At 71.0% G+C, this 16,681-nt stretch carries 8 protein-coding genes; all 8 read left to right on the plus strand.

Going from position 1 to position 16,681, the window contains the following annotated elements; translation table 11 throughout:
- The first annotated feature begins 16 nt into the window (after window positions 1-16).
- Window positions 17-4,018, plus strand: coding sequence for a type VII secretion protein EccCa (gene eccCa / locus ACFY1H_RS03935; protein ID WP_386944410.1), 4,002 nt, complete (start codon window positions 17-19; stop codon window positions 4,016-4,018).
- Between the two features lie 49 nt (window positions 4,019-4,067).
- The gene (gene eccD, locus ACFY1H_RS03940; protein ID WP_386944851.1) at window positions 4,068-5,444 is read left to right on the plus strand and encodes a type VII secretion integral membrane protein EccD; all 1,377 of its coding nucleotides are present in this window, start codon (window positions 4,068-4,070) and stop codon (window positions 5,442-5,444) included.
- 15 nt (window positions 5,445-5,459) lie between these two features.
- Window positions 5,460-5,729, plus strand: coding sequence for a type VII secretion protein EccB (locus ACFY1H_RS03945; protein WP_220245042.1), 270 nt, complete (start codon window positions 5,460-5,462; stop codon window positions 5,727-5,729).
- A 75-nt stretch (window positions 5,730-5,804) separates the two neighbouring features.
- The gene (locus tag ACFY1H_RS03950; protein ID WP_386944412.1) at window positions 5,805-9,044 is read left to right on the plus strand and encodes a hypothetical protein; all 3,240 of its coding nucleotides are present in this window, start codon (window positions 5,805-5,807) and stop codon (window positions 9,042-9,044) included.
- 31 nt (window positions 9,045-9,075) lie between these two features.
- Window positions 9,076-12,396, plus strand: a complete 3,321-nt coding sequence (locus tag ACFY1H_RS03955) for a right-handed parallel beta-helix repeat-containing protein (RefSeq protein WP_386944414.1) — start codon at window positions 9,076-9,078, stop codon at window positions 12,394-12,396.
- An 11-nt stretch (window positions 12,397-12,407) separates the two neighbouring features.
- Complete coding sequence (locus ACFY1H_RS03960; RefSeq protein WP_366580517.1) at window positions 12,408-12,806, plus strand: YbaB/EbfC family nucleoid-associated protein; 399 nt, start codon at window positions 12,408-12,410, stop codon at window positions 12,804-12,806.
- Window positions 12,803-13,243, plus strand: a complete 441-nt coding sequence (locus ACFY1H_RS03965) for a hypothetical protein (protein WP_366580518.1) — start codon at window positions 12,803-12,805, stop codon at window positions 13,241-13,243. Before ACFY1H_RS03960 ends, ACFY1H_RS03965 begins: the two co-directional genes overlap by 4 nt.
- 39 nt (window positions 13,244-13,282) lie before the next feature.
- The coding region (locus ACFY1H_RS03970; protein WP_386944417.1) for a beta strand repeat-containing protein at window positions 13,283-16,681 on the plus strand (3,399 nt) is incomplete at its 3' end.

Here is a 16,681-nt window from a genome sequence, read left to right on the forward strand (position 1 = left end):
GGAAGGAGGTGCACCGGTGAGTACGGAGACGGTCAAGCGCGGCCCGCGGGTCGCGGGTCCGGAGCTGCCCGAGGGACAGGAAGACCTGCAGGAGCCGCCGGTGCTCGCCGAGCCGGCGGCCCGGGATTTCAACTCGCTGTTGATGATGCTGCCGATGGGCATCGGGTCGATGGTGATGATCCTGGCGTTCTCGGGTGTGGGCGGCAGCTCCCCGATGACGTATGTGCTCGGCGGCGGCATGGGCGTGTCGATGATGGCCATGAGCCTGGGCCAGCTGACGCGCAGCGCGGGTGAGCGCAAGCGGAAGATGAAGGCCGAGCGCCGCGACTACCTGCGCTACATCGCGCAGGTCCGGGAGCGCGCGCGGTCGACGGCGGAGCACCAGCGGCGGGCGGTGGCGTGGAACAACCCGTCGCCGGACTCGTTGTGGTCGCTGGCGATGGGGCCGCGGCTGTGGGAGCGGCGCGTGAGCCACGACGACTTCGGCCGCGTGCGGATCGGGCTGGGGTCGCAGCAGTCGGCGCTGGAGCTGATGCCGCCGGTGACGAAGCCGATCGAGGACCTGGATCCGCTGTCGGCGATTTCGTTGCGGCGCTTCACGGAGACGTACCGGACGTTGTCGGGCATTCCGACGGCGGTCGGGCTGCGCAGCTTCACGAGTGTGGAGTTCGACGGCGACCCCGAGGCCGCTGTGGGGCTGGTGCGGGCGATGCTGGCGCAGCTGATCACGTTCCACTCGCCGGACGAGCTGCGCGTGGCGGTGCTGACGACGGAGGCGGCCCAGTCGCAGTGGGACTGGGTGAAGTGGATGCCGCACAACAACCACCCGACGTTCCGCGACCCGGCGGGCCCGTTGCGGTTGCTGGCGACCGACCACGACGAGCTGATGGACATCCTGGGCCCGGACGTCGCCGACCGCGACGACCACGACAAGTCGGTGGGTCCGAGCACGACCGAGCCGCTGGTGGTGATCGTGGCGCACCTGGCGCCGATCCCGGAGTCGTCGCGGCTGGTGGGCGCGGGTCTGCGCAACGTGGTGCTCCTGGACGTCACGGGTGCGCTGCCCGGTGGTCCGAAGGTGCTCCGGCTGACCACAAAGGACGATCTGGTCGAGTTCCCGGCCGGCACGGGCGCGGGTTCGGCGTTGCGTGACGAGCTGTCGGTGACGCAGGCCGAGGGCCTGGCGCGGTTGCTGGCGCCGAAGCGCACGAGCGGCACGCTGGAGATCGCGGAGCAGCCGCTGGAGAGCGACTTCGGGTTGACGGCGTTGCTGAACATCAAGGACGTGCACACGTTCGACATCGCGGCGCAGTGGCGGCCACGGGCGGTGCAGCGGGCGCGGATGTCGGTCCCGATCGGCGTGACCGAAGAGGGCGAGATCGTCGAGCTGGACCTGAAGGAGTCGGCGCAGGGCGGCATGGGCCCGCACGGCATGTTGATCGGTGCGACGGGTTCGGGCAAGTCGGAGCTGCTGCGCACGCTGGTGCTGGGGCTCGCGGCGACGCACTCGTCGGAGATCCTGAACTTCGTGCTGGTGGACTTCAAGGGTGGTGCGACGTTCCTGGGGATGGACCGGTTGCCGCACACCTCGGCGATGATCACCAACCTGGCCGACGAGCTGCCGCTGGTCGACCGCATGCAGGACTCGCTCAACGGTGAGATGGTGCGCCGGCAGGAACAGTTGCGCGCCAGCGGTTATCCGTCGTTGTACGAGTACGAGAAGGCGCGCGCGGCCGGTGAGCAGCTGGCGCCGATGCCGACGTTGTTCCTCGTGGTGGACGAGTTCTCCGAGCTGTTGAGCGCGAAGCCGGAGTTCATGGAGCTGTTCGTCTCGGTCGGGCGGCTGGGCCGAAGCCTCGGTGTGCACCTGCTGCTCGCGTCGCAGCGGCTGGACGAGGGCCGCATCCACCGGGTGGAGGGTCACCTGTCGTACCGGATCGCGTTGCGCACGTTCTCCTCGATGGAGTCGCGCAGTGTGATCGGCGTCGGCAGCGCGTATGAGCTGCCTTCGGAACCGGGCAACGGGTTCCTCAAGATCGACACGACGAACCTGGTGCGGTTCAAGGCCGCGTACGTGTCCGGTCCCGTCCCCGCCGGCAACGGCGAGGGCCACGCGGACGCGGCGCGCGTGAGCCGCGAGGTGGTGCCGTTCTTCACCCAGGCGCGCCCGAGCCGGTTCATCATCCGCGACGACGAACCGGACCCCGCCGAGAAGAAGATGTCCGATGTGGACGCTCTCGACGCGGCGCCGACCGGTCCGACGCTGGCCGACGTGTTCGTCGACCGCCTCACGGGCGCGGGCCCGGCGGCGCGGCAGGTGTGGCTGCCGCCGCTGGCGGAGTCGCCGAGCCTCGACTCGCTGCTGCCCAGCGTGCTGCCGGACCCGGTGCGCGGCATGAGCGTGCAGGACCCGGCGCACCACGGCCGCCTGCGCGTGCCGATGGGCATGATCGACCGGCCGTTCGAGCAGGTGCGCGAGCTGCTGATGGCCGACCTGTCCAGCGCGGCGGGTCACGTGGCCGTGGTCGGTGGTCCGAAGACGGGCAAGTCGACCATCGTCCGCACGCTCGTGCTGGCGCTGGCGATGACGCACACGCCGCAGGAGGTGCAGTTCTACGGGCTGGACTTCGGCGGTGGCGGCATCATGTCGATCAGCGGCCTGCCGCACGTCGGCTCGGTCGCCACGCGCCTCGAACGCGACCGCGTGGTGCGGACCATCGAAGAGATCTCGCAGATCATGGAGTACCGCGAGAACGTGTTCTCCGACCGCGGCGTCGAGTCGATGGAGGTCTACCGGCAGCTGCGCCGGCGCGGCCAGGTCGACGACCCGTTCGGCGACGTCTTCCTGGTCATCGACGGCTGGTACAGCCTCAAAAACGACTACTCGGAGCTGGAGCAGAAGATCGGCGAGCTGGCCTCGCGCGGTCTGTCGTTCGGCATCCACGTGGTGATCGCGTCCACGCGCTGGTCGGAGATCCGCCCGTACCTGCGTGACCTGCTGCAGACGCGGTTCGAGCTGCGCCTGGGCGACCCGATGGAGTCGGAGATCGGTTCGCGCAAGGCCAAGACGGTGCCGAACCAGCCCGGCCGCGGCATGACGCCGGACGGGCTGCACTTCCTGGCGGCGTTGCCGCGCATGGACGGCAGCTCGGCGACCGACGACCTGGCGGCGGCGACCAAGGCCGTGGCCGAAGAGGTGCACACGTTCTGGCCGGGCCGCAAGGCCCCGGCGGTGCGGATGCTGCCGAACACGCTGCCGATCAGCGAGCTCCCGCGCCCGGACGGCGACCTGCGGATCGCGCTGGGCCAGGACGAACAGCGGCTGCTGCCGGTGTGGCACAACTTCGAGGCCACGCCGCACCTGCTCACCTTCGGCGACAACGAGACCGGCAAGACCAACCTGCTGCGGCTGGTCATCCGCTCGGTGCTCGCGCGCTACCAGCCGAGCGAGGCGAAGATCGTGCTCGCCGACCCGAGCCGCATGCTCGACACGGAGGTCCCCGAGGCCTACCGCGTCGGCTACGCCACCACCACGGAGGCGTTGCAGGAGCTGGCCGGGCAGGCGAGCGTGTCGCTCACCCCGCGCGTGCCGGACCAGTCGATCACCGCCGACCGGCTCAAGCGCCGCGACTGGTGGACGGGCCCCCGGTTGTTCTTCGTGGTCGACGACTACCAGCTGCTCACCGGCGGCATGGGCTCGCCGCTGGAACCGCTGCTTTCGCTGCTGTCGCAGGGTTCCTACATCGGCTTCCACCTCATCGTCGCGCGCAGCACCTCCGGCGCGATGCGGGCCCTGAGCGACGCGGTCATCCGCCGCGCCTGGGAGCTCGGCAGCCCCGGCGTGGTCTTCTCCTACCCGAAGGAAGAGGGCAAGTTCCTCGGCGAGGCGACCCCGCGCAACCTGCCCGCGGGCCGCGCGCAGCTGGTCACCCGCCGCGGCGTGAAGCTCGTGCAGACCGGCTACGTGCCGCTGGGCGCGGAAGCCGAACAGCAGCAGCTGGTGGGCGGCCTGCGATGAGCACTTCCCGACACAACGCGCGCGCTGGAAGGAGCGGACGTTGACAGCCATGCAGGGCGAGCTCTGCCGGATCACGGTGTATGGGCCGCAGGGGCGGGCCGACCTGGCCGTGCCGATGTCGGTGCCGCTCACGAGCCTGCTGCCGGTGTTGCTGCGCCACACCGGCGGCCGCGAGGACCTGGCCGACACGTGGGTGCTGCAGCGGCTCGGTGAGGCCCCGCTCGACGCGGCCGGCACGCCGGAGTCGCTGGACTGGAAGGAGGGCGAGGAGTTTCACCTCCGCCCCCGCCAGGACCCGCTGCCGGAGCTCGACTTCGACGACATCGCCGACGGCATGGCCACCGCCGTCAGCCGCCAGCCCGGCCGCTGGAAGCCGGAGTTCAACCGCTGGCTGTTCCTCGGCTTCGCGATCTTCGCGCAGGTCGTGCTCGCGTGGATCCTGCTCATGCCGGGCCCGCTGGGCCTGTCCGCGATCGGGACCGCCGTCGTGGCGCTCGGCCTGGTCGTGGCCGCGGTCTCGTGCGGCGTGCGGTCCGAGGACGAGGCGCTGCTCCTGCTGCTCGGCCTCGGCGGCTGCGGGTTCGCGGCCATCGCCGGTGCCGTCGGCGTGGCCGGGGTCGGCGCCGCGTTCGACCTGCAGGGCGCGCCGATCCTCGTCGGCTCGCTGACGTTCGCGCTGGCCGGCGGGCTGCTCATCGGCGGGCGCGCGGCGTGGTCGCCGGGGCTGCCGTTCGTGCCGTTCGGCACGGTGGTGGCGACGGGCGTCGCCGGTGCTCTCTCGATGTGGCTGCACCTCGGCGTCGGGCTGACCACGACGCAGACGGCGGGCCTCGTGTCGGCCGTGCTGATCGCGGTGCTCGTGTTCGCGCCCCGCATCGGCATCCGGTTTGCGCGCATCCGCGGCCCGCAGCTGCCGCGCACCGCGTCGGAGCTGCAGTACGACATCGAGCCCGCGCCCGCGGAGCAGATGGTGAGGCAGACGGCCTACGCCGACGGTTACCTCACGATCTTCTGCATCGCGTCGGCGGTCGTGTTCACGTGTGCCTTCCCGTTCCTCGCGGAGCAGGACCTGTTCCCGAAGCTGCTGGCGTTCCTGGTGGCCGCGGCGGTGCTGATGCGCTCGCGGGCGCTGCTCGGCGCGTGGCAGCGGGTGCCGCTGTCGATGGCCGGCTCGGTGGGGCTGGTGCTGCTCGCGCTGTCGCTGATCGAGCCGCTCGAGGCGAACTGGCGCGGGGCGTCGGCCGCCGGGCTGGCGCTGGTGTTCTTCCTGCTGGTGCTGGCGATGCTGCGGCCGCCGCCGCGGCGCCTGCTGCCGATCTGGGGCCACCTGGCCAACTGGACCGAGACGTTGAGCGCGGTGGCGGTGATCCCGATCCTGCTGCAGCTGTTCGGGGTCTACGGCTGGGCCGTCGGGCTCACGGCGTGAACGGGGTGAGCTGAGATGGTGCAGACGCAGAAGGACCACGTCGAGGCGTACTCGTTCCTCATCGGACGGATGACCTCGGCCCTGGTGCTGGGCGACGCGAGCCACCTCGACGTGCCCGCCAAGCGGACCTGGAACGGCCTGCTCGGCGGTGCGCTGCTCGCCCTGCTGATCGTGGTCGGGTTTTTCGTCTACGGCCTGATCGCGCATCACACCGGCGGCAGTGCGCCGTCTGCACCAGTGGGGGGCACCGGCGGGCCGTCGCACACGGTGCGCATCCCGACGTGAACCGATAGACCACGCCGCACGTGACAGCTGTGCCGGGAGCTCGGGCCGGCGCCGGTAGGAAGGACGAAGGTGAACATGGACCTCTCGCTGGTGCGCCGCGGGACCGGTGCCTCCGGTACCACCCTCGACAAGCAGACGGTCGGGAACGCTCTTGTCGTCCACCCCTCGACCGGGATGACCGACGAGGCCCAGGCGCTCGCGCTGGGCGTCGCGGCCGACACCGAGCACGACCTGGTCGTCGTCGACCTGCCGGTGGACTCGCCGATCTCGCTGTGGGAGTCGGTGGCGAAGGTCCTGCCGCGGCGGCGTCGTGGCGTGCGGCTGGTGATCGGCGGGCGTTCGCGGGAGACGTCGGCGCTGGCCGGGCAGTGGCTGTCGGAGCGGATCAACCGCACGGTGCTGGCGCCTGACGGTTCGGTGATCCCGAGCGCCGGCGGTGCCCTGTTCGTCCACTCCGGACGCGGCAGCGGCTGGGTGAAGTTCCAGCCGGGGCGGGCGCCGAAGTGGGAGGCCAAGCGGTTCCCGCGGCCGTCGTGGGACTCCGGGCTCACGGCGGAGCTGACGTCCACGAGCTCGCGCGGCGTCGCGGAGCCGTTGCCGGGCGGGTTGTGGGTGCGGCCGGTCGGCTTCGACCAGGGGCAGCGGGCGCACCGCGCGGCGCTGGTCAAGGGCCTGCCCGCGCAGCACGACACGATGACGATCGTGCTGGGCTGCCCCGGCTGCCCGCCGCTGACGCTCGACGACGCGGCCCGGCTGTGGGTGCGCCTGCCGGAGAACGTGCGGACCAACGCCCGGTTCGTCCAGTACGGGCCGATGTCGGTGCCGGCCGGGACGACGCTGGGCCAGGCGCTGGCCGACCTGCTGGGCAAGGAGGTCGCGTTCTACACCGGCCTGCCCGTCGGGTCACCGCAGCTGGTCGACGTGCGCACGGTGCTGTTCGACGGACGGCTGGGCTGGACCACGTTCGTGCGCGAGATCGGCTACCAGCCGCGCGTGCAGGGCGGGCCGATGCAGGCGCCGCGGCTGATCAGCCACCGCGCGCCGATCCACGGCCTCAACGAGGTCGCCCCGGCCGTGTACTGGTACTCGCCCGACGCCGTGATCGAGGTCGTGCAGTCCGGCCTCCTGGTGCGCTCGCCCCACGACGGCCGCGACACCCCGGCCGTGCGCGCGCTGACGCTCGACAACTCGATCAACAACCTGACTTTCGACGCCGCGAGCGAAGACGCCGCGGACCGCATGCGGATGCTGGCGCAGGACGTGCTCGCGCGGCTCGACGAGAACACGCGGCGGATGAGCCGCGTCCTGCCCGCCCACGCGCTGCTGGCCGAACGCGGCCGCGTGCAGGTGACGACCAAGGCACTGGCGGAGATCGAGCAGGGTGACGCGGCCCCGGCTCCGGCGCTGCTGGAGGCCAGCCCGACGGAGGTCGTGGTGCCCGGCGAGTACAAGCCGGCCGCGCCCGTGGACCTCGAGGTGGACGTCACGCCGGAGCCCGCGCTGCTGCGCTCCGAGCCGACGATCACCCAGCGCCTCGACCCGGGCGTCGGGGTGCCGCGCTCGCTGGCCGGGGTCGGCAGCCCGATCACGATCACGTCGGCTCGGCCGCCGATGGTGCCGCTGGCGGATTCCTCCGGCGGCCCGTTCGGGGACGGGCGGGACGACAAGCCGGAGGGCCGGCAGACCGAGAAGCTCGGTGGTGCCGGGTTCGCGGGTCCGGTGGGTCCCACTGTGTCCCAGGGTGGTGAGGTTCCGGCCGCACTTGCGGGTCCGTCGGCGCCGTCGAAGTTCGGCGTGCCTGAGGGTGGGGCCGAGGTTCCGGCCGCGTTCGGGGGTCCGTCCGCGTCGCCGAAGTTCGGCGTGCCCGAGGGCGGGAACGGGGGTCCGGCTGCGCTTGCCGGCCCGTCGGGTCCGTCGACGTTCGCGGCTCCAGGGGGCGGCGCCGAAGCCCCGACTGCGTTCGCGGGTCCGTCGAAGTTCGCGGCTCCGGAGGGCGGGGCCGAGGCTCCTGCCGGGCAGCCGGTGCCGTCGAAGTTCGGCGTTCCCGAGGCTTCCGCCGGCCCGTCTGCGCCGTCGAAGTTCGTGGCGCCCGGCGGGTTCGCGGGTCCGGGCGGGCCGGTTCCTGGTGCGCCGACGGGGTTCTCGGGGCCGGCCGCGCCGCCCGCGCCGATTCCGCCGGCCGCGCCGCCCGTCGGGATGCCGTCGCCGCCGGTGGCTCCGCCCAGCCTGACCGCCGGGCCTGTGTCGATGCCGCCGGCCGCGACGCCGCCCGTGGGGATGCCGCCCGCTGCCACGCCGCCGGCCGGGATGCCGCCGGCCGCCACCCCGCCTGCCGGGATGCCGCCGGCCGCGGGCGTGCCGCCGGTGGCGCCGCCGTCGGTCGAGGCGCCGACGGTGCAGGGACCGGTCGAGAGCCCCGCCGAGAACGCCGAGAACGCCGAGACCAGCGAGAACGCCCAGGCTGCCGAAGCCACCGAGCCCGTCGCCCCGGCCGAGAAGGCCGAAAAGGGCGAAGCCCGCCTCCAGCCCACTCCCGGCGCCGAGGCCACCGCGTTGCTGCCCAAGCGTGGTGCCGAGAAGGAACGCGAGTGGCTGCGCAAGTCGCTCGGCGCGGAGTACGGCCTGATGTCCAACGCCGTGGCCCGCATCCTGTCCGAGCACCCCGGGTTCCAGGGGGCGCTGTCGACGTCGTCGGCCGAGGTGCTCACCGACGCGGTCGCCGTGCAGCTGTACCTCTCGGCCAAGGGCGCGGCCATCGACGGCGCGCTGCGCACCGGCGCCAACGGCCCGCACGTGCCCATCGCGCGCTGTGTGGTCGCGGGCCTGAGCCGGCTGCCCTCGCACCGCGGGCCGGCGACGTTCGCGACGTCCGTGTCGAAGTCCGAGTGGGACCTGTTCCGCTCGCAGAAGGTGCTCACCGAGTGGGGTTTCCTCAACACGCTCACGCAGCCGTCATCCACTTTGGACGGCGACACCGACGTGCTGGTCTGGTCGATCACGGCCCGCCGCACGAAGCTGCTGGAACCCACCGCCGGTGGCGTGGAGAACCGGGTGCTGTTCGTGCCCGGCACGAGTTTCAAGGTGCTGGACCTGCGCGAGCCCGCCGAGGGCGTGCGCGGGCTGGTGCTGCTGCGGGAACTGACGTCGAGCGAGGTGGACGAGACCGGCAAGGTCGCGTCCGACCGGATCTCGCTCGACGAGCTGGCGCTGGTGTCGCTGCGCCGGGAGCTCGAGGTGTGGGCCGAGGCCGAGGGCCGCGACCCGATCGCCGAGGTGTCCGCGCCGCGGTTCGGGGCGCTCCCGGGGCTGGTGTGAGCGTGGTGTCGAGGCGGGAGAGGCGGATTCGATGAACCGACAGTTGCTCGTGGTCGGCGGTGATCGGCCGGGGGCGTTCCCGACCATCGGCGCCGCGCTGGCGCAGGCGCAGCCGGGGGCCACGATCAGCGTGAACCCGGGCCGCTACGAGGAGAACCTCGTGGTGGACCGGATGGTTTCGCTGGTCGCCGAGCAGGGTGCGGGCACCGTCGAGGTCGTGGCGAGCGAAGGCAGCGTCCTCGTCGCCAACGCCGAAGCGGTGCAGCTGCGCGGGTTCACGCTCACCAGCACCGACAGCAACCTCGTGGCCGTCGACGTCGTGCGCGGCGAGGCGGCGCTGGACGGCTGCCGGATCTCCGGCTCCTCCTGGGCGACACTGCTCGCGCGCCTGCAGGGCCAGCTCGCGCTGCGCGGCTGCACGGTGACGAGCTCGGCGGGCGCCGGCGTGGTCGTCGCTTCGCCCGCCCAGAGCACGATCGAGGACACGGAGATCGCCGACGCGGCGTCGTCCGGGATCGTGGTGGCCGAGGTCGGATCCGTGGTGCTGCGCCGGTGCGCGGTGCGCCGCCCGCAGGGCAACGGCATCTGCGTCAACGGCGAAGCGGTGGCAGTAATCGAACACTGCGAGATCACCGGCGCACAGAAACCCGCGATGGTGGTGGAACAACAGGGCCGCGCAACAATCACGGGCCTGGTTGTGCGCGAAAGCGCAAATGTTGATCTTTATCTCACAAGCCAGGGCCGGATCTCGGTGGCGAGCTCGCAGTTCGTCGCCGCGCCGATGCAAGCCGCCCACGTGGCCGGTTCGTCGGCGCCGCTGCTGCGCGAGTGCGTGTTCTCCGGTGCCGAGCGCAACGCGGTGCAGGCGACGGCGAACGCGGCGCCGCAGTTCGTGGACTGCACGTTCGAGGGTTCACCGGTCGCGATCCTCGTCGACGGTGAGGCGACGCCGAAGTTCGAGCGCGCGACCGTGCGCGGTTCGACGCAGACGGCGGTGCTGGTGAACGCCGAGGCGGCCGTGAAGATCACCGGCCTGCGGCTGAACACCGACGCCGGGCCGGGCATCGTCCTCTCCGGACAGTCGCGAATGGAGCTCGCCGACGCGTCGATCGAGACCGGCCGCGAGGCGGGCCTGGAGGCGACCGAGTCGGCGCGGGTGACCGTGGCCGACATCAGGGTGGGCTCGACCGCCGAACACGCCGTGACGCTGGGGGCGAGCACGCCCTCGTCGCTGACCTCGGTGCTGGTGCGCGGTGGTGGGCTTCGGGTGTCGGGCCCGGGCGAGAGTTCGTTGCAGGACTGCGAGATCGCCGAGGCGAAGGCCGACGGGATCACCGTCGCCGGCGGCTCCGCACTGAGTGCCTCGCGGTGCCGCGTGCGCGGCGCCAAGCGCAACGGTGTTGTCCTGGAAGAGGGTTCGCGCGGGTCGCTGGTCGAGTGCGAGGTGCTCGGCGCGGGCGGCGACGGGTTCCTCGTCGAGACGCGCGAACCGGTGACGATCCGCGACTGCGTGGTCAACGACGCGGGCGGCGAAGCCGTGCACCGGCTCGAGGACGACCAGGCGACGGTGGAGAACGTGAGCACCGACCAGGTGCGGCCGGAATCGTCGAGCGGGCTGTCCTCGGAGTTCCCGTCGGCGCCCGACCAGCCGGCCGGCCCGCAGAGCGTGAGCGACGCCGCGGGTGAGGTGCTGGACGGGCCGCTGGGTGAGCTCGAGTCGCTGGTGGGTCTGGCCGGGGTGAAGAAGGAGGTCACCGGCCTGATCAACCTGATCAAGATGTCCCAGATGCGCGAGCGCATGGGGCTGCCGATGCCGCCGATGAGCCGCCACCTCGTGTTCGCGGGCCCTCCCGGTACCGGTAAGACCACGGTCGCGCGCCTGTACGGCACGGTGCTGGCGGAGCTGGGGATCCTGTCCAAGGGCCACATGATCGAGGTCGCGCGCCAGGACCTGGTGGGCCAGTACATCGGTTCGACGGCGATCAAGACCACCGAGGTGGTCGAGAAGGCCATCGGTGGTGTGCTGTTCATCGACGAGGCGTACACGCTGGCCGCGGGTTCGGGTGGGTCCGGTCCGGACTTCGGGCAGGAAGCCATCGACGCGTTGATGAAGATCATGGAAGACCAGCGTGACTCGCTGGTGGTGATCGTCGCGGGCTATTCGGAGCAGATGGACCTGTTCCTGCAGTCGAACCCCGGTCTGGCGTCGCGGTTCACGCGCACGATCGAGTTCCCGAACTACAGCGTCGACGAACTGGTCACCATCACCACCGGGTTGACGCGCAAGCACTACTACGAGCTGACCGACGACGCGCTGCAGGCGCTGCGCGAGTACTTCGAGCGGGTGCCGAAGGACGCGACGTTCGGTAACGGTCGTGTGGCGCGCAAGCTGTTCGAGGCCATGGTGAACAACCAGGCTTCCCGGCTGGCGTTGCAGCCGCCGTCGAAGGATTCGGAGCTCAACCGGCTGACGGCGGAGGACCTGCGGGCGGAGCTGGTGCAGCTGCCGGCCGCGGCCGCGGCGGCGGTTTCGGTGGGTTCGGACCCGGCGGCGGCCGTCGGCGCGAGCACGGGCTGGAACCGGCTGCGCACGCTCGTCGGCCAGGCCGGCGTGCGGGAGAACGCGCAGCGCCAGCTGGTGCGCCTGGGCGGGCTCAAGCAGGAGCGGCAGCCGTTGGGGCACCTGGCGAACCTGGTGATCAGCGGTGAACGCGGGTCCGGGCGCGCGGAGTTCGCGAAGCTGTACGCGTTGAGCCTGGCGGAGCTGGGGCTGGTGAACGTCGGGCAGCTCGTGCGCTGTTCGGTGGCCGCGGACCTGTACCCGCGGTGGCCTGGGCAGGCCGAGCACCTCGTGCGCACGGCCATGAACGACGCCAGCGGTGGCGTGCTCGTGCTCGATGTGGACGGTGACTGGGAGATCGCGACACACAGCTCGGGCGCGGAGGTCGTCGAGGCCGTCGCGGAAGCGGTGACGCGCCGTCCGGCCGACCCGGTCGTGGTGCTGACCGGGCAGACGCAGCGGGTGGCCGCGTTGCTGGGTGTGGTGCCTTCGTTGCGGAGCTCGTTCACCGTCGGGTGGGAGCTCGGTGAGTACACAGTGGACGAACTGGCGGAGATCGCCGTGCGGCTGCTGGTCCGGCGTGGCCACGACGTTCCCGACGACGTCCGGGACGCGCTGGCTCACGAGCTGGCGTCGGCTTCGGAGCGCACCGTGCACGCGGCGCACGAGCTGGCGCGGACGCTGTCGGTGGCGGCCGCGTCGCGCACGCTCGCGGCCGCGGACCTGCGGGGCATCCGTCCACCTGAGACCGGAGCGCTGGCGCTGGGCCCGGGCCTGGCGTCGGTCGGCTGAGGAGGTAACGCATGAGTTCGCCGTACCAGAAGATGCTGGACGAGGCCATGGGCGCCTACCAGCAGCAGCGCGAGCGGTTCGAGGAGAACCGCAAGCAGGTGGATTCGCTCACCAGCAGCGCCACGTCGGCGCGGCGCGAGGTGACCGCGACGGTGTCGCGCACCGGTGAGCTGACCGAACTTTCCTTCCCCACCAGTGTGTACAAGCGGATGGCGCCGGCGGAGCTGGCGGCGGTGATCGTGAAGACGGTCGAGGAGGCGCGGCAGAAGTCGATCAGCGCCTCGGCGGAGGCGATGGCACCCATGCTGCCGCCCGGGCTCTCGGCGCAGGACCTGATGAACGGCCGCGTGGACGTGCGGGCGTTGTTCTCGGGACGTGTTCCCGGCATGGAGGAAGGGACCCAGGCATGACTGACGACTTCTTCGTCGACGCGGACGGACTCACCAACAGCGCCAACGGGTTCGCCCAGAAGGCGGGCGAGCTGCGCAGCCTCGCGCAGCGCGTGCAGGCACTGACCAACCCGAGCACCGTGCTGGCGGCGACCGGCAACGACAAGAACGGCACGAACTTCGCCAACGTGCACCTCGCGGCGGCCGGCAAGATCTACAACGGACTCGACGCGTGGGCCAAGGCCGTCGACGGCACGACCACGGCGGTGCGGGACATGGCCGACTCGTTCCGCGACGTCGACGAGGGCGCGACCGAGCTCGCCAGTTCGTTGCGGACGGACTTCACGCAGCTGAATTCGGACGTCAACAGCGGTGGCGACGGTGGTCCGGCCGAGCCGTTGCGGGCGCGTGAGGGGACCGCGTTGAAGCCGACGACTCCGTCCAAGCCGGCCCACTGAGTCCTTTGTAGACTATTTTGTTGAGGGGGTGAACCCGCGGTGAGCCTGATGGTGGATCCGAGCCTGAACTGGATCTTCTACATCATCGCGGGTGACGCCTGGCCGCAGGGCGACGAGGACGCCATGCGCGCGCTGGCCGACGAGTGGGACGACGTCGCCCGGCGCGTGGCCGAAGCGGGCACCGGCTTCAACCAGATCGCGGGCCGCGTGGCCGAGAACGTCGGCGGCGACGTGCAGAAGAACTTCGTCGATTTCGCCAACAACCTCGGCACGATGGGCACGGACTTCATCGCCGCGGCGCAGGGCCAGGCGCAGGCGTTGCGGGCGCAGGCGCTCGACGTCGAGAAGTCGAAGTACAGCATGTTGATCGCGATCGCGATCACGGCCGCCGACATCATCTGGGCGATGTCGAACCCGTTCACGATGCCGCTGGTGCCGGAGATCTTCGCGGCGGGGCGCACCGCGATCGTGGAGATCGAGCGGACGCTCATGCAGCGCCTGATGAACCTCGCGACGCACCTCGCGGAGGCCGCCGCGGAGGAGGCGGCGGAAGAGATCGCGGAGGAGATGCTCGCGCAGGTCATCCAGATCGCGCAGGGCAATCGTCACGGCCTCGACGGCAAGGCCATCATGCAGTCCGGCGTCCTGGGCGGCATCGGCGGCGCGTTCGCCCACAACTTCCACGGCGCCATGAACAAGTTCGACAACAAGTTCGGCACGAAGTTCGGCAAGAACGTCTGGGGCGCCGCCGCCAACGAAGCCACCACCGAAGTCGTCGTCGGCGGCGCCGGCGCCGCCCTCTTCGGCGGCGACACCGACAGCCTCGGCTGGGGCGCCCTCAACGGCGGCCTCTCCGGCGCCGCCTCCCACGGCGCCCACCACGCCGGCCAGTCCCTCCACGACTCCCTGAACAACGGCGGCAACGGCCCGACCGCCAAGGGCCCCAACGGCCCGGGCGACCTGGGCGGGATCAACGGGAATCCGGGCTTGGGGAACCTGTCGGTACCCCCGCCGCCCCCTCCGGCCACAGGCGGCTCTGGCAACAATGGCACCGGCGGCTCCGGCGGCTCTGGCGGCAACAACAACTCCGGCGGCGGCTCCACCTCGGGCACCGGCGACACCGGCCTCGCCAACACCGGCGGCACCAACTCCGGCGGCGGCGCAACCTCCGGCAACGGCGCCACCGGCGGCACAAACACCGGCACCGGCGCCAACTCAGGCAACGGCGCCACCGGCGGCGCGAATTCCGGCGCCGGCAACACCGGCACCACCGGCGCCGGGAACCCGGGTAACGCCGGCGCAGGCAACACCGGCAGTGCAGGCGCAGGCGACTCGGGCAACGTCGGTGCAGGCAACACGGGCACCACCGGTGCCGGTAACACCGGAAACACGGGTGCCGGCAATGCTGGTGGCGGCAACTCGGGCAACACCAGCTCTGGAAGCACTGGCAATGCCGGCGCCGGCAACACAGGTGCAGGTAATACGGGCACTGCCGGCGGCGGCAACCCGGGCAACACGGGTGCTGGAAGCACCGGGAATGCCGGTGCTGGCGATACCGGCAACACAAACAACGGCAACACTGGCAACGCAGGTAGTGGAAACACTGGCAACGTCGGCACCGGCAACACCAACACCGGAAACACGACTGGTGGAAACTCCAGCTCAGGCAACACAAACACCGGAACCGGCAACACCGGCTCGACCGGCACCACAGGAGCCGGAAACACCAGCGGCAACAACTCCGGCGCCAACAACACCGACTCCACCGGCGGCCTGAACGGCAACCCGAACACCGGAACCGGCAACACCGGCTCGACCGGCAACTCGAACACCGGTGCCGGCAACACGGGCACGGGCAACTTGAACACCGGTGCCGGCAACACGGGCACGGGCAACTCGAACACCGGTGCCGGCAACACCGGCGCGGGCAACACGAACACGGGTGCGGGTAACACCGGCTCCACCAACACAGGCACCGGCAACACCAGCACCGGTCCGGGAAACACCAGCGCGAACACCGGCTCCAGCGCCAACGGCACCACCAACACCGGTACAAACAACACCGGCGGTACTTCGGTGCCGCCGCCTGCGGCGCCGAATTCGGTCAACACCGGGAATCCGGTGCCGCCGCCGTCGGTTTCGGGTAGTGGGAATGCGGGGGATGGCACGACCGCGACCGCGACGCCGCCGTCGGTTTCGGGTAGTGGGAATGCGGGGGATGGCACAACCGCGACGGCCACGCCGCCGCCGTCGGTTCCGGGTAGCGCGAACTCGGGCACGGGCACCTCGGCGACGCCACCGCCCGTCGCGGGCGGTGAACACTCGGCGACGCCACCGCCCGCGACGAGCTCCCAGAACGAAGGTGGGCTCCCCGGCTTCGGTGGCAACCAGAACACAAACACCAATTCCGCCTCAGACACCACCACTGGACCTAACACCGGCCCGAACACGACCGCGGGCCCCACTGCGAACTCGAGCAGTGGCCCTCTGAGCAGCCCGAATGCGACCACCGGCCCGAACACAAACTTCGGCACGGGGCTCAACGCCACCCCGAACTCGGGCTCCGGCACCGGCATCAACACGGGTGCGAATTCGAACACGAACTCCAACGCGGGCACTCATACCGGTTCGAATTCCACCACTGGTAGCAATCAGAACACCAACACCACCAGCAACACCGCCGCGAACACCAACACCAAGGCCGGGCCCGCCACAACCGCCGACCCGAGCTCGACGAAGTCGGTCCCGCCGCCGGTTGCGGGGAGTGTGAGTGGGGTCCATTCGACCTCGGGTCCCGACCAGACTGGCGCGGCCTCCCCCTCGAACCACCAGACGAGCGTCGATGGGCCGAGCCTCAGCCCCGCTCCAACCCGGACGAACGCCACGCCGACACCGGCGAACGTCCCACCGACGGCGGCGAACACCTCGACGACGTCGCCAACCGGGACGAACATCTCGCCGTCGCGGAGTTCGGTGTCGACAGGTGGGGCGAAGGGCGATTCGTCGGCGAAATCGGGCCCGAACTCGGAAAACTCGACGAACTCGGACCCCGCTCCGGCTCCGGCTCCGGCTCCGAAGATCGACACGACGCCGACGCCCGCACCCAGCGAATCGATCAAGACCGAGCCGACGCCGGCGCCAGAGACGAACAGCAGCCAGGACACCGGTGCGAAGATCACCACTGCGCCGAACTCAGCCCCGGCAACGAACTCGGGTTCGAACCAGTCCGTGGCCCCGGACACGAACACCGAGGTGAACACCGACACCTACGCCGAGACCGACACCGGCGTCGAGACCACCGCCAACACCGACACGGCCAGCAGCACCAACGTCGACACCAAGACCAACGTCGACACCAACACCGGCAGCAGCACCAACACGAACGCCAACCAGAACACGAACGCCAACCAGAACACGAACGCCAACCAGAACACGAAC

The sequence above is a fragment of the Amycolatopsis sp. NPDC001319 genome (assembly GCF_042896185.1).
In the GTDB taxonomy this organism is placed as follows: Bacteria; Actinomycetota; Actinomycetes; order Mycobacteriales; family Pseudonocardiaceae; genus Amycolatopsis.